General features: G+C 65.0%; 17 protein-coding genes. 9 read left to right on the forward strand and 8 right to left on the reverse strand.

What is annotated here, in order from left to right:
• Positions 1 to 336 precede the first annotated feature (336 nt).
• The 3 genes from DAT35_RS37925 (at position 337) to DAT35_RS37935 (ending at position 4,123) form a co-directional block, all read left to right on the forward strand.
• Positions 337 to 738, forward strand: coding sequence for a cupin domain-containing protein (locus tag DAT35_RS37925; RefSeq protein ID WP_108074151.1), 402 nt, complete (start codon positions 337 to 339; stop codon positions 736 to 738).
• A gap of 93 nt (positions 739 to 831) precedes the next feature.
• Complete coding sequence (locus DAT35_RS37930; RefSeq protein ID WP_108074152.1) at positions 832 to 2,466, forward strand: GMC family oxidoreductase; 1,635 nt, start codon at positions 832 to 834, stop codon at positions 2,464 to 2,466.
• A gap of 274 nt (positions 2,467 to 2,740) precedes the next feature.
• Positions 2,741 to 4,123, forward strand: coding sequence for an epoxide hydrolase family protein (locus DAT35_RS37935; protein ID WP_108074153.1), 1,383 nt, complete (start codon positions 2,741 to 2,743; stop codon positions 4,121 to 4,123).
• A gap of 88 nt (positions 4,124 to 4,211) precedes the next feature.
• Here the strand turns inward: DAT35_RS37935 and DAT35_RS37940 are convergent, their stop codons facing one another.
• The 3 genes from DAT35_RS37940 to DAT35_RS37950 form a co-directional block, all read right to left on the reverse strand.
• The gene (locus DAT35_RS37940) at positions 4,212 to 5,162 is read right to left on the reverse strand and encodes an oxidoreductase (RefSeq protein WP_108074154.1); all 951 of its coding nucleotides are present in this window, start codon (positions 5,160 to 5,162) and stop codon (positions 4,212 to 4,214) included.
• Between the two features lie 66 nt (positions 5,163 to 5,228).
• Positions 5,229 to 6,089, reverse strand: coding sequence for an alpha/beta fold hydrolase (locus DAT35_RS37945; protein ID WP_108074155.1), 861 nt, complete (start codon positions 6,087 to 6,089; stop codon positions 5,229 to 5,231).
• A gap of 191 nt (positions 6,090 to 6,280) precedes the next feature.
• Entirely contained in the window at positions 6,281 to 7,300 is a 1,020-nt protein-coding gene (locus tag DAT35_RS37950; RefSeq protein ID WP_108074156.1) for an alpha/beta fold hydrolase, read from the reverse strand.
• A gap of 296 nt (positions 7,301 to 7,596) precedes the next feature.
• Here DAT35_RS37950 and DAT35_RS37955 point away from each other — a divergent pair, with 296 nt between their 5' ends.
• The 5 genes from DAT35_RS37955 to DAT35_RS37975 all read left to right on the forward strand — a co-directional run bounded on the left by DAT35_RS37955 (position 7,597) and on the right by DAT35_RS37975 (position 12,583).
• Positions 7,597 to 8,430 (forward strand): enoyl-CoA hydratase/isomerase family protein, encoded by an 834-nt coding sequence (locus DAT35_RS37955; protein WP_108074157.1) that lies wholly within the window; start codon positions 7,597 to 7,599, stop codon positions 8,428 to 8,430.
• A 334-nt stretch (positions 8,431 to 8,764) separates the two neighbouring features.
• On the forward strand, positions 8,765 to 9,904 hold the full coding sequence (locus DAT35_RS37960) for a catalase family protein (RefSeq protein WP_108074158.1): 1,140 nt from the start codon (positions 8,765 to 8,767) through the stop codon (positions 9,902 to 9,904).
• Between the two features lie 61 nt (positions 9,905 to 9,965).
• Positions 9,966 to 10,589 (forward strand): hypothetical protein, encoded by a 624-nt coding sequence (locus DAT35_RS37965; RefSeq protein WP_199243115.1) that lies wholly within the window; start codon positions 9,966 to 9,968, stop codon positions 10,587 to 10,589.
• A gap of 29 nt (positions 10,590 to 10,618) precedes the next feature.
• Positions 10,619 to 11,242 (forward strand): hypothetical protein, encoded by a 624-nt coding sequence (locus tag DAT35_RS37970; RefSeq protein ID WP_108074159.1) that lies wholly within the window; start codon positions 10,619 to 10,621, stop codon positions 11,240 to 11,242.
• A 6-nt stretch (positions 11,243 to 11,248) separates the two neighbouring features.
• Entirely contained in the window at positions 11,249 to 12,583 is a 1,335-nt protein-coding gene (locus DAT35_RS37975; protein WP_108074160.1) for a Dyp-type peroxidase domain-containing protein, read from the forward strand.
• 280 nt (positions 12,584 to 12,863) lie between these two features.
• On the opposite strand, the gene DAT35_RS37980 is transcribed toward DAT35_RS37975, so the two are convergent.
• From DAT35_RS37980 to DAT35_RS37990, 3 genes are all read right to left on the reverse strand, one after another.
• The gene (locus DAT35_RS37980) at positions 12,864 to 13,343 is read right to left on the reverse strand and encodes a hypothetical protein (protein ID WP_146210063.1); all 480 of its coding nucleotides are present in this window, start codon (positions 13,341 to 13,343) and stop codon (positions 12,864 to 12,866) included.
• A 232-nt stretch (positions 13,344 to 13,575) separates the two neighbouring features.
• Positions 13,576 to 14,814, reverse strand: a complete 1,239-nt coding sequence (locus tag DAT35_RS37985) for a BamA/TamA family outer membrane protein (protein WP_108074162.1) — start codon at positions 14,812 to 14,814, stop codon at positions 13,576 to 13,578.
• A gap of 377 nt (positions 14,815 to 15,191) precedes the next feature.
• On the reverse strand, positions 15,192 to 16,616 hold the full coding sequence (locus DAT35_RS37990; protein ID WP_158502077.1) for a hypothetical protein: 1,425 nt from the start codon (positions 16,614 to 16,616) through the stop codon (positions 15,192 to 15,194).
• 1,593 nt (positions 16,617 to 18,209) lie between these two features.
• Between DAT35_RS37990 and DAT35_RS61240 the strand changes: the two genes are divergently transcribed.
• Positions 18,210 to 18,746 (forward strand): HAMP domain-containing sensor histidine kinase, encoded by a 537-nt coding sequence (locus tag DAT35_RS61240; protein ID WP_255415237.1) that lies wholly within the window; start codon positions 18,210 to 18,212, stop codon positions 18,744 to 18,746.
• 19 nt (positions 18,747 to 18,765) lie between these two features.
• On the opposite strand, the gene DAT35_RS38010 is transcribed toward DAT35_RS61240, so the two are convergent.
• Together DAT35_RS38010 and DAT35_RS38015 are read right to left on the reverse strand one after the other, a co-directional pair.
• The gene (locus tag DAT35_RS38010; protein ID WP_233261957.1) at positions 18,766 to 19,743 is read right to left on the reverse strand and encodes a metallophosphatase; all 978 of its coding nucleotides are present in this window, start codon (positions 19,741 to 19,743) and stop codon (positions 18,766 to 18,768) included.
• Positions 19,634 to 22,510: a DUF4038 domain-containing protein gene (locus DAT35_RS38015; RefSeq protein ID WP_108074165.1), complete on the reverse strand. Its 2,877-nt coding sequence runs from the start codon at positions 22,508 to 22,510 to the stop codon at positions 19,634 to 19,636. The genes DAT35_RS38010 and DAT35_RS38015 overlap by 110 nt, the downstream gene beginning before the upstream one ends.
• Between the last annotated feature and the right edge of the window lie 63 nt (positions 22,511 to 22,573).

A 22,573-nucleotide genomic window follows, 5' to 3' on the forward strand; every position in this document is an offset into this window, starting at 1 on the left:
GGCAGATGAAGGGTGTCGGCGGCGCCGAGGACCATCAGTCGCCCGTGCGGGGCGAGGCCGCTGACCGTCGTGCTCATCGCCGGGCCGTGGGTGACGGTGGCGAGGACGACCTTCGCGCCGCCCAACTCCTCGGGGGGCCGGCTCGACTACTCGCGGCTCAGCGCTTGAGCGGCGGAGGGTCGCCAGGAATGTCGCGCTTCCACGAAGCCGACAGGGGCGGCTACTTCGGGGCGTGGGAGCACCCGGAGCTGTTCGCGGCCGAACTCCGTTACCGCCTTGAGTGCACTTCCCGGCACAGTGAGCAGGTTTCAATTTGAGGACAAGAGGAGGTTCCACATGAAGACGACTCGCTCCATGGCGGTAGCGGTGCTGAGCGTCGTAAGCGCTTTGGCGCTGCACGTGGCGCAGGCGCAGCAGCCGGGAACCAAGCGCACTGAGCTCCAGCGGCACGATCTGAGCGTCCCTGGACGCGAGGTGGTTCAAGTGCGCGTCGATATTGCCCCCGCAGTGGTGGCCCCCAAGCACAGCCATCCGGGCGAAGAGATCGTCTATGTCATCGAAGGCTCGTTGGAGTATCAGCTCGAGGGCAAACCGCCGGTGATGCTCAAGGCCGGCGAGGTCTTGTTCATCCCGGCCGGAACGATCCACGCGGTGAAGAACGTCGGCAGCGGCAATGCGGCGGAGCTCGCCACGTATATCGTCGAAAAAGGGAAGCCGCTCGTCGTGCCGGTCAAGTGAGCGCAGTGAGGTAACGTCTCGCATCCCGCGGCCCCTGTGCCTCGTGGCCGCGGGCTTGCTCGGCGCTATCCTCATCCTGAAGGGAGGCGTGAGATGCCGACGAACTCCGCGACGGACGCAACAGGCGCCGCTCCACCCGACTTCGCCGAGCGCGTTCGCATCAATCAGCGCAGGCTCAGCACTCCGCTGAAGCCGCGGTACGACTTCATCGTCTGCGGCTCAGGCTCTTCTGGGTCGGTCGTCGCGCGTCGTCTCGCCGAGAGCCCTGACGTCAGCGTTCTGCTGCTCGAGGCGGGGGGCGACGACGATGTCCCGGCCGTGACCGACGCGCTCCAGTGGCCCTTCAACGTGGGGAGCGAGCGTGACTGGAGCTTCCAGGACCAACCGAACCCGAGACTCAACGGGCGCTCAATCCCTTTCTCCATGGGCAAGGTCCTGGGCGGCGGCTCGAGCATCAACGTCATGGTCTGGGCGCGTGGGCACAGGACGGACTGGGATTTCTTCGCGTCGGAGGCGGGAGACCCGGCATGGAACTACGAATCGATATTGAAGCTCTATCACCGCCTCGAAGACTGGCATGGCGTCCCGGATCCGCGGTATCGCGGCACGGGAGGCCCCGTCTACGTCGAGCCCGCGCCTGACCCCAACCCGATCGCTCCAGCCACGCTCGAGGGAGCGCGGTCGGTGGGGATTCCGACGTTCGAGAATCAGAATGGCCGCATGATGGAGAGCGCCGACGGCGCCGCCATCGTCGACGTGCGCGCGCGCGCTGGAAAGCGCCAATCCGTCTTCCGTTCGTATGCCTTTCCGTACATGGACCGGCCGAACCTGACCGTGCTCACGCACGCACTCGTCACGCGCTTGCTCTTCGAAGGGAAGCGAGTCACGGCCGTCGAGTTCTTGCGTGACGGCAAGACCCAGCGCGTGGGCGCCGGGCTCGAGGTGGTGCTATCGCTCGGCGCGATCAATACGCCGAAGGTGCTGATGCAATCCGGGATCGGCGATCGGGCCGAGTTGCAGCGACTCGGCATCCCCGTCGTGCAGCACCTGCCGGGCGTCGGTCAGAACTTTCAAGACCACGTTGCGTTCGACTGTGTCTGGGAATATCGGGACGCGCTGCCGCCGCGCAACACCATGTGCGAGGCGACCTTCTTCGGGAGGAGTCGTGCCGGCCTGAGCAGCCCAGACTTGCAGGTTTGCGTCGCGGAAGTTCCCAAGTCGAGCGCGGAGAATGCGGCCCGATTCCAGCTGCCCGCGGCTGGCTGGACCATGTTCGGCGGCGTCCTACGGCCGAAGAGCTGCGGTTCCGTCCGCCTGACGGGGCCCGGCCCGCTCGACCCGGTTCGGATCGAGGCCAACACGTTCGAGCACCCGGACGATCTGAAGGCCGCGCTCGCCTGCGTGGAGCTGTGCCGCGAAGTTGGCAACTCGGCTGCACTTCGTCCATTTGCCAGGCGCGAAGTCATGCCAGGAAACCTGACCGGGGCCGACCTCGAAGACTTCATCCGCAACGCCGCCACGAGCTACTGGCACGAGAGCTGTACGGCCAAGATGGGCCAGGATTCCATGTCCGTGGTCGACGGCAACCTCGCGGTCTACGGAATCGAGCACCTGCGGATCGCGGATGGGTCTGTCATGCCGCGTATCACCACGGGTAACACCATGGCGCCCTGTGTGATCATCGGCGAGCGAGCGGCCGAGATCCTGCGCGGTGCGCACAAGCTGTAACGGACGGTAGTTCATGGGAGCGTCGCACGCCGTCGCGGTCTCTCGCCCCGCTGAGGTCGCGAAAATCATCGCGGACGCAGCCACCGCGAAGGAGCCGCGCTGACGGATACCGGACATCCACTGAGCCCCCTCGTCCAGTGGTGGGGCCGCCCCCCCTGGATGAATGTACGCCCTGTCAGCTTCAGCGCTCCCCTCACGCCCCCGCTTCCGGCTCCGCCCCGAGAGAAACCCATTCGCCTCCGGCCAGGCGCCTCGTTCCACCAGGAGAATGCTCATGCCCACAGCATCGTCATCGCTCGCACGGCGCAGCCTGGGTACCAGCCCGGCCGCCGCGGGCGCCATTGTCCTCGTCCTGCTCGCCGGCCTCGGCTGCCACTACACCCGTTCGGCCGCCGCCTATGCTCAGGCCTCCGGCGGCCAGGCCCCGGGCACCGGCACCGCACCCGCGAATGGCTCAGGCGGGAGTATGAGCACGTCCGCGGCGACCGAAGACACCGCCATCCGCCCCTTCCGCATCCATATTCCGGAGGCGGCGCTCGTCGACCTCCGCCGACGCCTGGAGGCGACACGGTGGCCGGATCGGGAGACGGTCACCGACCGTTCCCAGGGCGTGCAGCTGGCGAAGATGCAGGAACTCGTACGTTACTGGGCGACAGACTACGACTGGCGGAAGGTGGAGGCGAAGCTGAATGCCCTGCCGCAGTTCGTGACGAAGATAGACGGACTCGACATTCATTTCGTGCACATCCGCTCGCGTCATCCGAACGCCCTGCCGCTGATCATGACCCATGGCTGGCCCGGCTCGCTCCTCGAGCTCGTGAAGGTCATTGGTCCGCTCACCGACCCCACGGCCCATGGAGGACGCGCGGAGGACGCCTTCGATCTCGTTCTGCCCTCACTGCCCGGCTATGGCTTCTCGGGCAAGCCACAGGGAACGGGCTGGGGTCCCGACCGCACCGCGCGCGCCTGGGACGTGCTGATGAAGCGCCTGGGCTACACGCGCTACGTTTCGCAAGGCGGCGATTGGGGGTCGGTCGTCTCGGATGTCATGGCGCGTCAGGCGCCACCGGGACTGCTGGGAATCCATGTCAACATGCCCGCGACCGTGCCACCGGAGATTGCGAGGGCCCTCCAGTGTGGCGAGCCGCCGCCGCCAGGGCTGTCCGCTGAGGAGAAGACTGCGTACGAACAACTCAATGCCTTGTACACGAAGGGCTCTGGCTATTCCGGCATCATGGTGACCCGCCCGCAAACCCTGGGCTACAGCCTGGCGGATTCGCCCGTCGGCCTCGCGGCCTGGTTCTACGACAAGTTCGCCGACTGGACGTTTTCCGGCGGCGAGCCGGAGCGGGCCCTCACGCGAGACGAGATGCTCGACGACATCACGCTCTACTGGCTCACGAACACCGGGACGTCTTCCGCGCGGCTCTACTGGGAGAACAACGCCAACAACTTCAACGCTGTCAACATCTCCATCCCTGCTGCCGTGACGGTCTTTCCCGGCGAAATCTATCAGGCGCCCCGAAGCTGGACCGAGCGGGCCTATCACAAACTCATTTATTACAACCGCGTCGACAAGGGCGGCCACTTCGCAGCGTGGGAAGTGCCGGACCTGTTCGCCTCCGAGATCCGCGCGGCGTTCAGGTCCCTGCGCTAGGCCGAGCGGCCGGGCGCTCCTGGATAAGAGCACCGGCCGCGAGGAGCGGGCGCGAGGCATGGAGAAACCCTCGTGCCCGTCCCCCTGCTCACGGGGTGAGCTTCACGCCGGCCCACTCCTCGCTCTTCGTCCAGAGGCGCTCGGCCAGTTTCGGGTCCCTCGCCCATGGCCTCACGCCCCGTGGCTCGGGAAAATCGGCGGGCACCGCTTCGGCGATATCCACGTCCTCGCAATACACACCGCCCATGCCGTCGAGCTGGGGGCTCGTCGCGCACCAGACGCTCGTGGCCGCGCCCTGCTCCGGAGTCTTGTAGAAGTCCCCTGTGCTCGCGGAGCCAATGGCACGCAGCTCCTCGCCCGACAGCGACCGCACCAGCTCCGTCAGGATGGCCCCGGGGTGCACCGAGAACGCACGGATGTGATGCGGCTCGCCGCGGACGTCCAGTCCGAGCGCGAAGAGTGCGGTGGCCGTCTTGGACTGACCGTAGGCGATCCATTTGTCGTAGGGGCGCCGCTCGAAGTGCGGATCCTCGAAGTCGATCGCGGCGCGGCGGTGCCCTCGTGACGACAGGCAGACCACGCGCGCACCGTTCGCCTTTCGCAGCGCGGGCCAGAGCCGTGCCGTGAGCTGGAAGTGGCCGAGGTGGTTGGTCGCGAGCTGGGACTCGAAGCCGCGAGCATCCCTCACGAGCGGAGTGGCCATGATGCCCGCGTTGTTCACGAGCATGTGGAGGGGGCGGCCGGACGCGAGGAACCGCTCCGCGAAGGCATCAATGGATGCCGGCGCGAACAAGTCGAGGCGCTCGAGCTCCACGCGCGCCATTCCCGCCAACACCGCGCGTGCTTTGTCGGGCGTCCGCGCGGGAACGATGACCGTCGCGCCGGCGGCCGAGAGCACGCGCGTGGTTTCCAGCCCGACGCCCGCGTACCCGCCCGTCACCACGGCGATGGTGCCATCGAGCCTGCGGTTGCCGAGCACCTCGCGCGCCGTCGTCCGTTCGCCAAAGCCAGAATGGATGGGTGCTTGTTTCGTCGTCATGGTCCACTCCTCACTCCATCGCGCCTGGACGGACGGCGCTTTTCAGTGGCGCGGCCTCGCGGGTCGTCAACGGCAGCCGGTCGCTTCGAGGATCAGCTCCGTGACCGTTCCTGGGTGGCTGACCATCGCAACGTGTGAGCTGCAGATTTCGACGGTATGAGCGCCAGCGCGCCTGGCCATGAAGCGCTCGGCCTCGGGCGGGATGGCGTGGTCGTCCTTGGCGACCAGGTACCAGGACGGAATGGCCTTCCATGCCGGCGTGCCGGATGGCTCCACGAAGACGGAAGCGGCGGCCGGGCGCTGGCTGGCGGCTATCACCGCCACGTCCTTCGCGGGGAGATCGGCGGCGAAGAGCTCACGGAAGAAGGCGGGGTCGACGTATGTGTCGGCGTCCGTGGTCCCGCCCCCAGGGAACGGGCGCAAGATGAGGTGCTCGCCGAGCTCGGAATGGCCGCCGCCGAGAGCGTTGGCCTCCGTGGGAGTCTCACCCTCGTCGAGTGCGTACGCGGCGATGTACACGAGCGCTTTCACATTCGGGTTCCCGGTGGCCGCGTTCGTGATGACGGCTCCGCCGTAGGAGTGGCCGACCAGGACGATGGGACCGGTGAGGGTACTCAGGAAGTACCGCAGGTACTCCGCATCACCGGCAATACTGCGTATGGGGTTTGCAAACGCGTAGACCGTGTAGCCCTGTTTCTGCAGCCGCTTGATCACGTCGGCCCAGCTGGATGCATCGGCGAACGCTCCGTGCACGAGGACGATCGTGGGCTTGCCAGGACAGTCGGTCTTCCACTCGGTTTGGGATGCAACGGTGTTTTGGGATGCAACGGCGGTGGATGGAATGGCGCTGACAGCCAGCATGGCCCCGAGGGCACAGAGCAGGCCCAGTCGTCGTAGGTTCTGTTCAGTGAAGCGCTGAGCGTTCATCGTCCCCCTCCACGGATTCGAGTAGCCGGCGCGTCCAGGCGGCTCCCGGGCGCGCTCAGGCTACGGCTGCGCGAGTGGCGCATGACGACGCGAAAGGTGGGCGGCGTACACGACCGTGTCAACCAAGACCGAGGTGTGGGCGGCGGGCTCGCCTCGTGCGCCTTCGGCTCCGCACTCACTCGCCCTATGCTTCAAAGGTGGTCCACGTCGATGATGGCTTTGGCGAACTCTTCCGGAGCTTCCTGGGGCAGATTGTGCCCGACGCCACGCCCGATCACGCGGTGCGAATATTTGCCCGAGAATTTGTTCGAATAGGAACTCGCGTCTGGGTGCGGTGCACCATTGGCATCTCCTTCGAGCGTGATGGTTGGCACCGCGATGACCGGGGCCTCGGCAAGCCGCTTTTCTAGATCGTCATATTGCGGCTCGCCTTGAGCGAGATCGAGCCGCCACCGGTAGTTGTGGATGACGATGTCGACATGATCGGGGTTGTCGAAGGATTTCGCGGTGCGATCGAAGGTGGCCTCGTCGAACTTCCATTTCGGTGAGGCGAGCTGCCAGATGAGCTTCGCAAAATCGTGCCGGTATTTTTCATAACCGGCTCGGCCGCGTTCGGTGGCGAAATAGTATTGGTACCACCACTGATGCTCAGCTACCGGTGGCAGCGGCATCTTGCCGGACTCCTGGCTTCCAATCAGATAGCCGCTCACGGAAACGAGCCCTTTGCACCGGTCCGGCCAGAGCGCCGCGATGATATCCGCGGTTCGCGCACCCCAATCGAACCCGGCAATGATGGCCTTATCGATCTTGAGCGCATCCATCAAATGGATGATGTCGAGAGCAAGTACGGATGGCTGGCCATTTCGGACGGTATCCGTTGAGAGAAAGCGCGTTGTGCCATAGCCGCGCAGGTACGGCACGATGACATGGTAGCCGGCCTTCGCTAGCACGGGGGCGACCTCGACATAGCTGTAGATGTCGTAAGGCCACCCGTGTAGAAGGATGACCGGTGTACCGGTGGCGGGACCAGCTTCCACATAGCCGACGTTCAGCAGCCCTGCATCAATCTGCTGGATTGGGCCGAACGAGCGGTCGGGAGTGGTCAGGTTCTGCCTTCGGGGTTTTGCGTCGGCAAGCCCGGCCACGCATAAGGCTATCACAGCGATGATGGTGACGAGCCGTCGGTCGCGACCCTTCTCGTTTGAATGCATTGCGCCCCCGTCGAGTTCCAGAACTGGTCCATGAGCTAACACCTCCTCGGAACTCGACCGCGAAGAGTTCCTCGGAATGGATCCGTCGGTCAATCGCCCGATAGGGCGAAGGCCTTGTGGAAAACTCATCTCCCCCCGAACGCGGCGGAGACCCTTGAATACCAAGGTATCGGCCGATACCCAAGTGCGATGGACGCACATTCAAGCCAGTGCTCTACTCCCATCCGCAATGAACTGTTCGACTTCGTGTCGCAGACGAATTCGCGTGTCAGCTCACCTTGAGAGGAATAAATCCCGTGAATTTAGAGACGATCAAAGTGCGCAGGGAAGAGGCTGTTTTATTCGCGGAGCTCTCGGCCCCGCCCATGAATCTGCTGGGGCCCGAACTGGTCCGTGATCTGGTCTCCCTCATTCAGCAAGCCGAGAGCGACGCCGCCCTGCAGGTGCTCGTATTCAAGAGCGCCGACCCCGACTATTTCATTTCCCACGTGGACCTGACCCGGATCAAAGAGCAACGGGAGGCGGCAGCGAAGTTGGTCGGCGAAGCGTCGATCGGCCTCCTATTTCGCCATCTGAGCGCAAGCCGTCTCGTCACTATCGCGCAGATCGAGGGCCGCGTACGTGGCGCGGGCAGCGAGTTCGTGCTGGCGTGCGACATGCGCTTTGCCGCGCGACAGTCAGCGATCTTCTCTCAACTGGAACAGGCGTTCGGTGTGATTCCCGGGGCGGGCGGCGCTCAACACCTCGCGCGGCTAATGGGTCGCGCGCGGGCGCTCGAGGTCCTGTTGAGCGCGGAGGATTATGACGCGGAGTTGGCCGAGCGGTACGGCTGGATCAATCGAGCGTTGCCCGCTGACAGGCTTGATGACTTCGTCAGAACGCTGGCTCATCGAATCGCGAGGTTTCCGGCCGCGGGCCATGTCACGGTGAAGGACCGGGTCAATGCGATCGGGCTCGCGCCGGCCGAAGACTTCCGTCGCGATTCCGATCTATTCGTCGCGGGTATGGCCCACCCCGAGGCGCAAGCGCGGATCCGCACGGCAATGAATCGAGGCTTCCAGACCCGAAACGCGGAAATGGATCTGGCTCGAATGCTGGGCAACCTGACCGACAACGGCTCGAACACCTGACGCCGCTGGTAGCCGGCGGCACCTCCAAAAGACGACAGGCCGGAGGTGGAGACTCCGGCCTGCCAAGCGGTTCGACCGGTTCGATGCCGGTGGACGCGTCGAGCCACCGACTATTGAGTCTCACGGTTCGTTCCGTGTGTCCACTCCGGCGGCGGTGCCTAACGTCCTTGCAGATGCGTAGGCATGGTCGGAGTCGGAGTCGGAGTCGGAGTCGGTCGAGTCGAGTCGAGTCGAGTCGAGTCGAGTCGAGTCGGGTCTTGCAGGAGGCGCACTGCGCCGATTGTTTACGCGCCTGCGCTGAGCGCATGCAACGCCGTGGCAGAAAGGATCGTTCATGGGACTGGCATTCGTTCACTATAGGCCCGATGTGGAGGCCGCTGATCCGAACTTCGGCGAATTGCTGAAGAAGATCCTCGACCGTGCGTCGCATTACACGACCGAGTCGGTCACCTCCGAGGGGCATGCCGTGCGCAGCGCCCACGCGACGGGATACGGCCTGGCTCGCGCCGAGGTCGAAATCCTGGGCGGGCTAGCGGCTCCGTACGCACAGGGCATCTACGCCAGGCCCGGCCGCCACGAGGCGATGGTGCGCTTCTCGAACGGCAATGGGCATATGGGACCCGACGCCTGGCTGGGAGCAGTCTGCGGGATTGGCCTGAAGATCTTCGACATCGATGGTCCGACGCTCCTCGAAGACGAGGCGAATAGCCGCACGTTCGACTACGCGATGATCAACCACCCGGTGTTCTTCGTGAATACGCTCGAGCACTATGTCTTCATTCAGCAGCTGTTCCTGGAGCGGCTCGGCGTCGCCCCTGTCTCGAACGAGCCGCCCGAAAAGCAACGAGCACGCATCCACAAGTTCCTGTACGACTGGGTGACGGGCATGGGAACGCTCCCGCCCGAGCGCTGGGCCTGGGACGAGCTTGGTGGGTTCTTGAGCGTGGCGCAGGTCAAGCCGATCAATCTGCTGCTCTCCACCTACTGGACCATGGGCGCCGTTCGACACGGCGACTACATCGCGAAGGTGCGCATTGCGCCGACGCCGGCGTCCGCGGAGAGTATCGTGCGGCGGACTCTCGATCTGAAGAGTGGACGGAGCGTCTTCCGCCCGGCGCTGGTGTCCGAGCTCAAGGAGCGCGCGCACGAGTTCGAGATCCAGGTCCAGCTTTGCACCGATCTCGCGCACATGCCCGTGGAGGAATTGACGGTTCGCTGGTCCGAGCAATTGTCCCCGTTCGTCACCGTCGCGAAGCTCCGCCTACCCAAGCAGGACATCGGCGGCGACGACAACTTCGCGAAGATGGACGCGACGTCGATGAACCCCTGGCGGGTGACCGAGGCCCACCGCCCGCTGGGCAACGTCATGCGCGTGCGAAAGGAGGCCTACCGACAGTCGTCGATCCTGCGCCACAAGTTGAACAAGCAGCTTCGCAAGGAGCCCAAGAATCTGGCGGAGGTTTTCGGCAGCTAGCCTGGCCGTGGCCTTCCAGATTGCCCGATGGGGGCAAGAAGAGTCGACAAGGGGAATCGTCATGCAACCACAGCAAGGAACACAGACCCAGCCGGCGGTGCTGCCGCCACACGAGGTGGACACGATGATGCAGCAGCTGCGTGCACTCTTCAAGGATGCGCCCGACTACGCCAAGCGCGCGATCGAAGGGCTGCGCGACGAGCTGTCGACGCTTCCGGAGACGGGCGTGGAGAGCGCCGGCCGCGTCGGGCAACGGCAAGGCGAGGTCTCGGAGCTGACCCTCATCTTGCCGCTGGTGAAAGGCGGCGCAGAGCGGCTGCGTGGACTCTTCAAGATGCTGCGCAGCAATTTCCAAGGTGCCGACAAGGTCGGTAGCGTTCACGACATGCGCTTCGTCTTCCTCGACAACGACACGAAGCTCTTGTTCGCGACCGCCTACGACGGCGACTGGGACCCATACATCGACGACTTCGTGTCGAAGATTCCGAACCAGTTGGACGTGCTTATGTCGGTGGTCGAGGGTTTCCCGGGGATTCGTAGCCCCAAGTTGAAGGACTTCCTCGTCAAGCACCAGGTCTCGGCAGACGCCTGGTACGTCTCGAATCCGCACATGACGGTGTCGCAGGCCAGACGCCTGGAGAAGATCGACAAGGCACTCAACAAGTTCCTCGACACCATCAGCTAGGCATCAGGTCATCCGAGAAGGAGAGTCGCATGCAGCCACAGCAAGAAGTACAGACCCAACCAGCGGTGCTGCCACAACAGGAGGTGGACACCCTGATGCAGGAGCTGCGTGAGCTCTACAAAGATGCGCCTGACTACATCAAGCACGCTCTGGAGGAGCTGCGCGACGGGATCGCGACGATCCCGGAGACGCTCATGGAGCGCGCTGGCCGGATCGGGGCCCGGCAAGGCGTGGTGTCGGAGCTGACCGTGATCGCGCCATTCGCGAAAGGCGGCGCGGAGCGACTGCGCAAGCTCCTCGCGCTGACGCACGGCAACTTCTCCGCCACCGAGAAGGTCGGCTCCGTCCACGACATGCGCTTCGTCTTTCTCGAGAACGATACGAAGATGCTGTTCGCGACTGCCTACGACGGCGACTGGGACGACTACCTCGACGACTTCGTGGCGAAGATTCCGAACGAGCTCGACGTGATCTTCTGGAACTTCGAGGGCTGGCCAGGCATCCACAGCCCAGGCATCAAGGACTACATCGCCCGATTCCAGGTCGCGGCAGAAGCCTGGTACGTGTCGAATCCGCGGCTGTCGGTGCCTCAGGCCAAACGCCTGGAGAAGATCGACAAGGCACTCGACGAGTTCCTCGACAAGATCAGCTGAGGCATCATGGCTACCTCCAACCTCGACCTCGCGGATATCCAGGCGACGGTGCTGCGCTACCGTCCCGAGCCGTATTACGGCACGCACGTCCTGCTGCGAATCGACGATGCGCGCGGCGGTCGCGAGTTCTTGCGAAGACTCGTGCCGCACGTCGCCTCCGCGGCCGACTGGTGGCTGCGGGACGACGCCTGGATAGCCGTGACACTCAGCTACGCGGGATTGGTGGCGCTCGGCACGCCCGAGCAGTCGCTGCGCAGCTTTCCCGCTTCATTTCGCGAGGGCATGGCGGCGCGCGCCGAGCACCTGGTCGACGTCGGGCTGAACGGCCCCCAGAACTGGGAGCCGCCGTTCGGTAGCAGCCAGGTTCACGTCGCGCTCAGCATCTTCAGCGGTGATCAACTGAAGTGGCGGCAGGCCGTGGAAACGGCCTGGGCTCAGTTCCGCGACCTCAGGGGCGTCACGCTGCTGATGAGTCAAGACTTCGGTGCACAGCCGGGCGACCGTAACTCGCTCGGCTACAAGGACACGATTGGCCAACCCGCGATCGAAGGCAGCGGCGTCGAGCCCTTGCCGGGTCAGGGCCGACCGATCAAAGCAGGCGAATTCGTCCTCGGCTATCCCGGCGAGACCGGCGTGGTCCTCACCATGCCACAGCCGGACCTGCTGGGACGGAATGGAACCTACGTCGGTCTTCGCAAGTACCAGTCACGCGTCGGGGCGTTCAATCGCTTCCTGCGCGAGAACGCGAACACGGCCGAAGAGCGCGAGTTGCTCGCCGCCAAGCTCATGGGCCGCTGGCGCAGCGGCGCGCCGCTAACGCTCGCGCCCGAGCGAGACGACCCGGCAATCGGAGCAGACCCACGGCGGAACAACGACTTCGACTACGCCAACGATGCACACGGCTATCAAGTGCCGTTCGGCGCGCACATGCGGCGGATGAATCCGCGCGATACGAGGCTCGCACAGCTCACGGACGTGAACCTCCACCGCATCATCCGGCGCAGCACAACCTATGGGGCGCCCTACGATCCAGACGCACTCTCCGAGCGCGATGACGAGATCCCGCGCGGGCTCTACTTCATCGCGCTGAGCGCCAAGCTGATGGACACGTTCGAGTTCCTGCAAAGAGAGTGGATCAACAAGGGCGACTTCATGACCCTCGGTCGCGAACGCGATCCGACGGTCGGGCTCCAGGAGAATGACGCGGTCTTCACGATCCCCAAGCACCCGGTGAGGCGCCGCATTCACGGCATCGAGACGTTCAACGTGCTCCGCGGTGGCGAATACCTGTTCATGCCGAGCTTGTCCGCGTTGCGCTGGCTTGCGAACCTGGGCGGTTGACCGAGCGTCGGAGCCGTCGGTCAACCGCGCTGCAGCGGAGCTCGCGCCACGTGGTCGCTCAGGAACGGACCAGGTTCGCTGCTGCGTGCACGCGGCGTCCTGCGATGCCACAGCGGCCGCATGAGCGAGAGCGTTGCTCACGCTGACCGACGTCGCCGCCATAACGGCACTCGAACCAGTGCTGCCCTTCGGCGAATCCGCCGCCAGCGCCTGCATTCGTTCGCCCATGTCGAGCTGGATGCAGCATCCATTCCCCTTGGACGCGAGAACGCACCGACGCTCACCGCGCCTGCTGGCTCGCCTCCTGGAGTGCATCCCCAGCCGCCTTGAAGGGGGCGGTGAGCTCTCCGTTGGTGGTGCAGGGATTCCAGGTCCGGATCCTCTCTTTCTCGGCCCAGGAGAGGCGGACGTCCACGTCGAAGCCGTTCACCTGCTCGTCCGCTTCGCAGTCGGGGACTGGCTCGGCCGGCAGCGCCTGGAAGGCCTCCTCGACGCGGGTGAAGGCGGCATCGTCGATGCGGCCCTTGGGGTGATACACGAGGGCGCCGTTCTCGCAGCCACCCTCGGTCCACACCGTCTTCTGCGCGTCCACCAGGATGCCGCTTCCACACAGACCGGTTTCCCGCTGCATCCGGAAGTAGGGCGGCTCGAAGTCCTCGACGGCGCGACCGCAGCCCATGGCGAGCAGCATCAACCCCATCGCCAGGGACAGCGGCCTCTTCCGTCCAGCGCCCCGGCCCACCCGTACGTCCTCGTGCATGACTCCCCCGATGTGAAGTGAACGAGGAGCCTCAGCACACGTCATGCCACTGCGCCCACGCAGGGCCACCGAGGAGAGACGCGCGCGCTTGCCAGCTCTGGAGGCGCGAGACGCGACACCGCTGTCATGGCTCCCCGCTCCAGCTCGCTTCGGCCATGGTGCACCCTCCGCCCGTGCCAGAGGGGGCCGTGGCATGGGAGTGGCTCCAGGCGTGTCCCTGGTTTGACTCGGCTCAGAACGCCTCTCCAAAGGTGATGTACAGCGCGCGATGTCTGGCACCGAGCCACTCGGCGTAATCCACGCGGATGACGGCCTCGCGCCTGGTGAGTCGCAGCCCGCCGCCCGTGCCCACGTGGAAGTGGAAGAACGAACCATCCTCGACGCCCGGTTGCCAGACACGCCCCAGGTCGAGGAAGCCGGCGAGCCCCACATGGGTGTTCACCTTCAGCAGCCTGAACTCGATGGGGAGCCACCGCAATTCGCCATTGAGCAAGACTTGATACTCGCCGCTGTAGCGGTTGAGGGTCACACCGCGCACCGTGCTCGAGCCCCCCACGCCTCCGAAGAAGTACACCCCACCCGAGGTCGGCCAGGCGTAGAAGGGGACGTCACCCAACAACGCGTCGATCGCAAGCCGGCTCGCGAGCACCAGCTTGGGCGCCACGGTCCAATAATGCTTCGCCGACAGGGTCAACTGCTCGTAGTTGAAGGAGCTCCCCAGTGGAACCAGGAAGGTCTGCGTCGAGACGTCGATGATGCCACCTTTCGTGGGCTGGCCCTCCACGTCGCGCGTGTCCCAGTAGAGCCCCGCCAGAATGCCGCCCGCGCGCCCACCCTGGCTACCCAGGGGCTGCTGCTGCTCGAGCAGGGAGTCGGGGAAGGGCCGGACGCGATTCCAGCGGTAGCTGTACGCGACATAGGCATGCAGGGGGTGTTCCTTTCCGAACGGGGAGAACCGTGCGCGCACCCAACCGCCCATCGTCAGGCGGTCATAGGTGAAGAAACGCTCCTTGCCCCCGGGGACACTGGCGAACCCGGGCACGGTGAGGTTTCCGGGGCCGTAGTACGGCGCGAACGGTTGCTTGAAGAAATCGAACCGGAGCTCCACACGGACCCTGGGAAACAGGTCCGGCGCATCGAAGCGAATCCAGTCCACACTGACGCCTCGGGTGGTGTGGAAGATTTCCGCCGCGAACGCGAACCGGTAGGGACTATAGCCGGGCTTGTAGATGTAGGCCCCACCGACGACGCCCAAGCCGGCGCCCAGGTCGCTGTTGAAGTTCGGAAGTGGAATGACCGCGGCATCGAAGCCCTTCTTTTCCTTCTCCTTTTGCGTGTCTTCCGTGCTCTCGGCGCTCGTCTCCTGGGTTGGCGCATCCGAATGCGCACCTTGTTGGGTGAGCACGAGCAGGAGCAAGGCCTCGAGAACCATTGCGCGTGAACGGTAGTTCTCGTCGCGATGGGACGTCATGCCACCCCGTCCGCCAGGGAAGAGTGCTGAACATTCGCGAGCGTCGAGGTTGGCCTCAAGGAGTGGATACAGCCCTGGAAGGCTCCCCCAAGCAGGAGAGGAGGGGGTGAGGGCTGCACCAGAGGCAGCGGTGAGGAAAGAGCCGAAGAAGGAGCGGATGCCAAGAGAGGACTGGGCGAAGCTGGTGCGCAGGACGTTCGAGTTGGATGTCGGTGCCCCAGAAGCCCACGCCCCTGCTGCCTCCCCCTGTGGGGGCCACCTGGGCCGGCGAGTGCCCAATGTCCGCTGGCTCGACTAGGGCCGTTCGGGCCTGCGGGTGCTCCTGGCGCGGTGAGCCCGGGCCCCCGCCTTCTGGGACCCGGGCTCACCGCTGGGAGTCAGTGCACGGTGTACTTGCCCAGGAAGACGTCGGTGCCGCCCTGGCTCTGGAAGGTGGGGCCGAAGAAGCGGGCAGTGCCGGTGTACTGGCCGGCCACGAAGACATCGCTCACGGGGTCCACCGCCACGTGCGCATCGAAGGCGGTGCCGTCATTGACGAAGTCGAGCTGCCACACCAGGCGGCCCGTGCTCTCGAACTGGGCGACGTAGCGCTTGGTGTCGCCCTCGTTTTCCAGCGGGCCCGCGCCCAGGTCGATGTAACCGGTGTAGCTGCCGCTGGCGGTGATGTTGCCGTTTCCATCCACCACCACCTCGGTGCCCTGCTGCGAGCCGATGCCATAGGCATCCGTGAACGCCTGGCTCCAGACATGGTGGCCCGTGGCGTCCAGCTTGAGCAGGAACGCATCCGACGGCGTCTGCGCCGTCAGCGTGTACCCGTCGATTCCCATGAGGCCGGCGAATCCGCCGGTGAGGACCATGTTGCCCGCAGCGTCCGCGGAGACCGAGGCGCCGACCTGATCCGCCGCGTCACCGAAGCGGCGGCCCCACATCAGGCCGCCCGTGGCGTTGAACTTCGAGACGAACAGGTCCATCCCGCCGCGGCTGCGCATGGCGCTGGCGCCGAAGCTGGCGTAGCCGCTGAAGCCGCCGGTGAGCAGCACGTTGCCCGCGCCGTCCACCGCCACGCCCAGCTCGGGGGCGAAGGCGCCGCCGCCGGTGGCCTCGAAGCGCTTGCTCCACAGGTGGTTGCCCGAGCCATCCAGCCGCGCCAGGAAGAGGTCATGCTGGCTGGCGGTGAGCGGCCCGCCGCCGAAGTCCAGCGTGCCGCCGTAGAAGCCGCCCGCCAGCGCCAGCGTGCCGCCCGCCTCCACCGCGAGCCGCGGGTGCTCCACGAACGCGCCCGGGAAGGCCCGGCTCCACACGCACTGTCCCGCGCTGTCCAGCTTCACCGCGAAGACGCCCGAGCCCCGGGTGAGCGGCCCGCAGCCGAAGTCCGGCGCGCCGTAGTAGTTGCCGGCGATGACGATGTTGTTCGCCACATCGGTCACCACCTGCCGCTCGTAGCTCACGAAGCCGAAGTCGTCGTCGTTGATGCCCGGGATGGCCCGGCTCCACACGGACTGGCCCAGGCCATTGAACCGCGCCACGTACAAGTTGTTGTAGTACCCGGTCGCTGGCAGTGGACCCTGGCCCAGGTCGAAGAGGGCGCCGCCGTAATGCCCCACCACCACCGCGTGACCCGGGCCATCCGCCGCCACGTCCTCCACCCACTGCTGGCTCGCGTCCCCGAAGCTCTTGCTCCACAGGTGGACGCCGAGGTTGTACGTCAGCGCCGTGGACGCCTGGCCCTCCCGGGTCTCCGGCCGTGCCCGCGCCGCATCCGGACCGCACCCGCTCGCCGCTACGCCCACCGCTACCGCCACCACAGCTCCAAGCCCTTCATTGAACCGCATACCGTTGAGTCCCTCTCGAGTTGAGCGCACTCGTCCCGTGAGAACCGGCCTGCGCACGGGGGCGAGGCGCGCATCCCCGGTAGCACATGGCTCTGACGCGGGGGAGTGAGCTCCGCGCATACTCGGGGTGACAGACAGGGGTCCTGCTGAGGGGGGCGCGCGCAGTCGCTGCGGCGGGGAATGCGCCTGATACGGACAGCCTCCACTGCCGATTTAGAAAGTGCGAAACTCGAACCAAGGAGTCACGACGAAAATGACGCGACGTAAAAAACGAATACGGCCAGAACGGCAGCAAATACCAGTATGCATTACATTTAACGTTGTGTTTAATGGAGTGGCTTACGAGAACCGGAAGATCGACTCTTGCTCGTGGCAGTGGCAGAACCTTACCCAGTTCCCTGAGGACTCGGCGGAACGGCCGGTTCAAATTAGGCTGCCAGATTACCAGTTCGCGGAGAATCAGGTTATGTTCGACCAGATTCGAGCCAGCTGGAAAGGTCCGGACCAAGCCATGGACTGGCGTGAAGCCAAGGCGCTAGGCCCTGCAGGTACAGTTGTGATCTTGGAATCCCCTCACGTCGACGAGTACGACCCAGAGACCATGCTGCCGATCGCGCCTCTTAATAACCCATCGGTCCGGGAGAGTTTTAGAGGCATGTTGGAAAAGGTATTGCGTAAGATAATGGAATTGGGGGTACCCACCATTCCGCAGGGCGACATAGTGCTCTGCAACCCCGTGCCATACCAAGCCTCGCTTGCGAGATTGTATCGGGTGCGGCGTGCTTTGCCGTGGCCACAAGTTCGCGATAGCGTCTGGCATGAGTTGCTTGACATCCCTGCACTGGAAACGCACTTTCGTACACGGTTGGCTTGCACGTACCGCCCTGGGCTGATTATCAACGCGTGCACCTCGAAGCTAAAGCCCAGAGTGCGTCAAATCATTCAAGGTTTGATCACATCGGAGCAGTTGGATGCCCGAGTCGCTGAAGTCTATCATCCCTCTGATTGGAGCAAGGGAGAAGAATACACACTTAAGAGTGTTAAGCTTATACCCAAGCCAAAACCGGGTACATCCTAACCTTTCGGCGCACACGAATTCGTCCGGCGCGAAGGTCCCGCGCAGCAATCCAGCCCAGTCCCCTCGCGGTGTCCGCTCCTTCTTGGATTCAGGGCTGGAGGGCTCTCTGCTCTCGCCCGGCGAGGGGCTCCCCCAAGCAGGAGAGGAGGGGGAGAGCGAGGCACCAGAGGCAGCGGACAGGAAAGAGGCGAAGAAGGAGCGGATGCCGCGAGGGGACTGGGAGAAGCTGCTGAGCAGGGCGTTCGAGTTGGATGTCTTCACCAGTGACTGGTGTGGAGGCAGGCGCCGTGTGTTGGCGTACCTGAGGGCACCCAACGCATTGCGCGCCAGTGTGGATCACCTGTCACGGCCCACGAGGCCTGCTCAGCTGGCTGCAGCGCAGGGGCCAGCCCAGCAATCGTGGTGTTGAACCTCGAGCAGTCACGGTGCCCCAGAAGCCCACGCCCCTGCTGCCTCCCCCTGGGGGGGGCCACCTGGGCCGGCGTGTGCCCAATGGGGCTACACCGCGTCTGCACCGGCCCGGCGCACAGCCCTCGTGGCATCCGTCAGCAGCCCTCCTCGACCCCTCGGCTCCAGCTCTCTCCCTCAACACCGCCCCCATCCCGCCTATATGTGAGACCGAGGGCGAGGGCATCTGGGACTCCGAGCGGCTGGCGCAGGTGGTGAGCAACCTGGTGGGCAACGCGCTGGAGCACGGGGACCACAAGGGCTCGGTGTACGTGCGGTGCGTGGCCGAGCCGGAGCGGCAGGTGCTGGAGATAACGAACCCGGGCTCGCCCATTCCGAGCCACCAATTGGCCACGCTCTTCGACCCGTTCCGCCAGCGCAAGGGCCGGAGCGGGAGGGGCAGCGGACTGGGGCTGGGGCTGTTCATCGTGCGCGAGCTCGTCGAGGCGCACGGAGGCCACGTGGCGGTGCGCTCGACGGAGGAGGGGACGACGTTCTCCGTCTACCTGCCCCGGGACTCGCGCCCGGAGGCCCGGAGCGGCGGTCAGGAGCCGGAGACGGTGCACCCCTCCTGAGCCCCTCTGCGCGTCGACGTCAGAGACGTGGGCCGACGGGATTCACCCGGCCATCCTCCTCGAAGCGGAACACGTCTGCGGACACGAGGGTGTCCCCCTCCAGCTCGATTCGCGCGAAGGTCGGTATCAGCGTGCGCCACGGATCGAGCTGGTTGTCGCTCACGGCCTCGACGAGCTCCGCGAGGATGGAGTCGCCTGCGGCCGAGTCGGAGAGCACTGCGTCGGGGATGCGCATCAGCTCCGCCCACGTCCCCGTGTTCAGGTACAGGGCCGCTCCCCCCAGCAGGGGCACGCGCTTGGCCAGGTGGGTGTGCCCGAAGACCACTACTCGGAAGCCTCGCGCCGCCAGCGCCTCCGCGGGCCTCAGGTAGCGAGGGCTCTCCTCGTCCACGGCGAAGGTCTCGTGCTGCGCACGCACATTGCACTGGAGCGCCTTGCGCAGGCGCCGCAGCTGCTCCCGGCGATCCTCGGCACGGCCGGCCCGGTAGACCTCCCACCAGCTCCGCAGGTGCTCGCGGGCTCCAATCTCGTCATCGGAAGTGCCGAGCAGCTCCTGGGCTTCCCGTAGCAGGTGGCTCTCCGGGGACTCGGCCTCGCCGGAGATCAAATCTCGCTCCTCGGGTGCGCCACCGTCCTCCCGGGGGACGCGGGTGCGCGAGGCCTGCCGCGCCAACCGGGCGAGCTTCTTGCGCTGGCCCAGCACTCCCGGGTCGAGCACCGCGAGCAGGGGGATCGCCGCCTCGTTCTCGGGCTTGAGCAGGTCGATGAAGGCGTACTGCCGCTTGAGGTCGTTCATCACCCCCACCACCAGCTCGCTGCCGGCGACCGTGCGCATGGGCGGGGGGGACTCGCGGCGGGTGAGCGCCGAGCGCACGGCCCGGAGCGCGTCATGGGACACGATGTTCCAGTCGTCGTAGCGGTTGCCGTGTTCGATCAGCACCGGCCCCCGGACGAAGGCCTGGCCGTCGTAGAGGAACTCGATTGCTACCAACGTCATCCACACGTGGTGTGACGCCGCTCGCACCGATCATCGTCGCGGTCGCAGCGGCGCCGGTGGTGGTGAGTGCCGCGTTGAAAGAGTAGTGGCCTGTGCCCTGCGTAGCGCCGGTGGTGGGGAAGGTCGCAGGCATCGTGCCGTATGTCCTGCTGACCCAGCGCTCGGTACCCGAAGCGCTGCTATATGCAAGTACAGTGCTGCCGCTGTTCAACCCCACCACGAGCCAGTAGGTGCCCGCAGTGAGAGAGACCGGCGTGACGACGTTGACTGTATTCCACCCGACCACAGGTACGATCGACGCGGTCGTCGCCTTGAGGTTGCCTGGCGCACCACTGGCGAGGCTGTCATAGACGGCCATGGTCAGGTTGCCAGGCGAGGTCCCCAGCGCCTTGACGTTGATGCTCAAGGTCTGAAGCGTGGCCGTTTGAGTCAGCGCAACCTGGTTGCCGATCAGCAGGTCGGAGAGGCCTGAGTCCGTGCCCGACAGGATGTTCGTCTCACCAAGGGTGATTGACGAACCCGAGCTGGCCACGAACGAATTCACCTGACCCGAGCCGGTACCGTCGGTGCTGCTGCCAAGGGCGCAGAAATAGTACGTGGTGCCGGACGTCAGCCCGGTGATGGCCTGATTGAAGCTGACGGCAGCGCTGCCGCTGCCAAGATTGGTGCCTCCGCTGGTCGGAGCGCGAGTCCCGAAGGTGTCGTTGCAGCTTCCGGGGTTGGTCGCGCTGTAGCGGAACCAACCGGTGGAAGCGACGCCATTGGGGTTACCCGACCCGTTCAACGTGGCGCTTGTCGAGGTGACGCTGGTCGCGTCCGAGGTGAGGACGGTCGGAGCAGCTCCTGCAGCCGAAGTGGTCAACGACAGCACCGCGCTCGCGGGGGTCACACCCACCGAATTGCTGGCGATGGCGCAGAAATAATACGTGGTGCTCGCCGCAAGCCCAGGCACAGACTGAGTGTACGGGAGCGCCGAGCCGCCGCTGCCCAGGCTCACGCCACCGGTGGCCGGAGCGCGAGTCCCGAACGTGTCGTTGCAGCTTCCGGGGTTGGTGGTGCTGTACCGAAACCAACCCGTGGTCTGAGCGCCGTTGGGGTTGGCCGAGCCGTTGAGCGAGGCGCCGGATGCGCCGACATTGCTGGCCGCCGAGGTGGTCGTGGTCGGAGCCACGGCACCGCTGCACGGGGCATTTGTGTTGATCGTGAGCACCCAGTCGTTGCAGTTGGTGGACTGCGGAGCCGCGTCGTCGCAGTTCGACTGGTGGCCAGTGGTCCACGGGGGCGTGGTGAAGTCCTGCGTCCCGGTGTTGGCGTAACTGGTGCCAACGGTCGTGTACGCACCGCTGGTGGGGTTGAACCACTTGACCGTGGAGGTGCCGCACAGCTTTGTCATGTCCACGCGGACGGTGCGGGACGACGGGATGTAGATGACCACCGCCGACCCGTTGGGGGTACGCGCACTCGTCGCGTAGTAATTGGTTCGAACGGCGTTGTTGCCATAGCAGCTGGTGCTGCTGCTCCCGCTGGCGCACATGCCCTGGGTCATAATGGTGCTTCCATTGGCCGGGTCGTTGGGCCCGCGGTCGGGGACCAGATCCCACCAGTTGAACCCGCTGGGACCATCGAAGAAGGTCCGCAAGTGCTGCATGTAGATGGCGCCTGGGTTCGTCGGGTTGTTGATCAAGGCCTTGTTGGGGAACGGCGGCCCCAGCTGCCACTCATGGGACGCCCCGTAGAGAGTGCCGACGGAGCCGGACGTGATCGACCACCAGGCCACCTTCCGGGTATCTCGCCCGGTCACGCCTTCGTCCTCGTACTTGGGCTCCATCAGGAAGCTGGGCATGATCGCCGGCAGGGTTCGCCCATAGTCGACGTGCTGTTTGTAGTAGGCTGCGTTGTAATTGTAGACACCACTGAGGGTGACAAGGCTGCCCCACACCGACCAATCGCCATCCAGAGAACTGGTCCCGGTGGTGGGTGCGAGCTGGAGCACGAAGAGCTTCGGATTGACGTTGTCTGCGCTCTTGATGCCGCTCGCCACTGCGGCCATGAGCGCCTTCTCATTGACGTCGACATCGAAATAGTCGCCGCCCATCCACCAGACGATGTTGTGGTTGTTCTTGTAGCGATTGCCGAGATACTGGCCGTACTGGTTCGCCCGTGTCGTACCGTTCGCTTTGAGGGTCGAGTTGAAGTCGACTGCGCCGTCGATCGGCGTCGTGAAGAGCACGATGTTGTTCTGGTTGGCCGCTGCCACCACGGCATCGAACCGGGCAAAGTAAGCATTGTTCGGCGTGCTCAGATCCCAGCAAGGGCCGTAGCCACAATTCTGAGCGAGCGTCCCGGTGAAGGGCTTGATGCCGTCCCAGGTGGAGGAGTCCGGCGTGGAGTAGGCCTGGATCAACCAAACATCCGCGGCGTTGACGCCCTGGTTGGCCTTGGTGGCAAAGATGGTATTGAAGTCGGCTGGGTCGACTCCGGTGACGATGGATTGTGGATTGAACCCGTTCACTAGATACGGAACGTTGTTCTGGTCGACCAGGTAACGCTTGTTGGCACTGACTTTCAGCGGGAAAGTGAATGTCGGACCGATGATCGTCTGGCTCGTGGTGCCGAGATCTACGGTGTCGCCTTGGGCTTCGACCTGTGCCGAACAGGCTGCTATCACCGAGCAGACGGCACCGAGCAGGACAATCCGTGGAAGGCGGGCTCGACAGCCCAGCTCAGAAATGCCAACGCCATTGGTATTACACGTCCATGAGTTCATGCAACTACTCCGAGTAACCCAGCCAGCGGGTGAGTTTCGCGGCTGGAATGCGGCCAAAACAAC

The sequence above is a fragment of the Vitiosangium sp. GDMCC 1.1324 genome (genome assembly GCF_003044305.1).
In the GTDB taxonomy this organism is placed as follows: Bacteria; Myxococcota; Myxococcia; order Myxococcales; family Myxococcaceae; genus Archangium.

Coding starts and splice junctions, on each gene's coding strand:
- DAT35_RS37940 (WP_108074154.1), bottom strand. CDS start 5,162: ATGACGACGAAACAAGCACCCATCCATTCTGGCTTTGGCGAACGGACG.
- DAT35_RS37935 (WP_108074153.1), top strand. CDS start 2,741: ATGCCCACAGCATCGTCATCGCTCGCACGGCGCAGCCTGGGTACCAGC.
- DAT35_RS37975 (WP_108074160.1), top strand. CDS start 11,249: ATGGCTACCTCCAACCTCGACCTCGCGGATATCCAGGCGACGGTGCTG.
- DAT35_RS37930 (WP_108074152.1), top strand. CDS start 832: ATGCCGACGAACTCCGCGACGGACGCAACAGGCGCCGCTCCACCCGAC.
- DAT35_RS37925 (WP_108074151.1), top strand. CDS start 337: ATGAAGACGACTCGCTCCATGGCGGTAGCGGTGCTGAGCGTCGTAAGC.
- DAT35_RS37945 (WP_108074155.1), bottom strand. CDS start 6,089: ATGAACGCTCAGCGCTTCACTGAACAGAACCTACGACGACTGGGCCTG.
- DAT35_RS37970 (WP_108074159.1), top strand. CDS start 10,619: ATGCAGCCACAGCAAGAAGTACAGACCCAACCAGCGGTGCTGCCACAA.
- DAT35_RS38015 (WP_108074165.1), bottom strand. CDS start 22,510: ATGAACTCATGGACGTGTAATACCAATGGCGTTGGCATTTCTGAGCTG.
- DAT35_RS37960 (WP_108074158.1), top strand. CDS start 8,765: ATGGGACTGGCATTCGTTCACTATAGGCCCGATGTGGAGGCCGCTGAT.
- DAT35_RS37965 (WP_199243115.1), top strand. CDS start 9,966: ATGCAACCACAGCAAGGAACACAGACCCAGCCGGCGGTGCTGCCGCCA.
- DAT35_RS37985 (WP_108074162.1), bottom strand. CDS start 14,814: ATGACGTCCCATCGCGACGAGAACTACCGTTCACGCGCAATGGTTCTC.
- DAT35_RS38010 (WP_233261957.1), bottom strand. CDS start 19,743: ATGACGTTGGTAGCAATCGAGTTCCTCTACGACGGCCAGGCCTTCGTC.
- DAT35_RS37980 (WP_146210063.1), bottom strand. CDS start 13,343: ATGCACGAGGACGTACGGGTGGGCCGGGGCGCTGGACGGAAGAGGCCG.
- DAT35_RS37950 (WP_108074156.1), bottom strand. CDS start 7,300: ATGCATTCAAACGAGAAGGGTCGCGACCGACGGCTCGTCACCATCATC.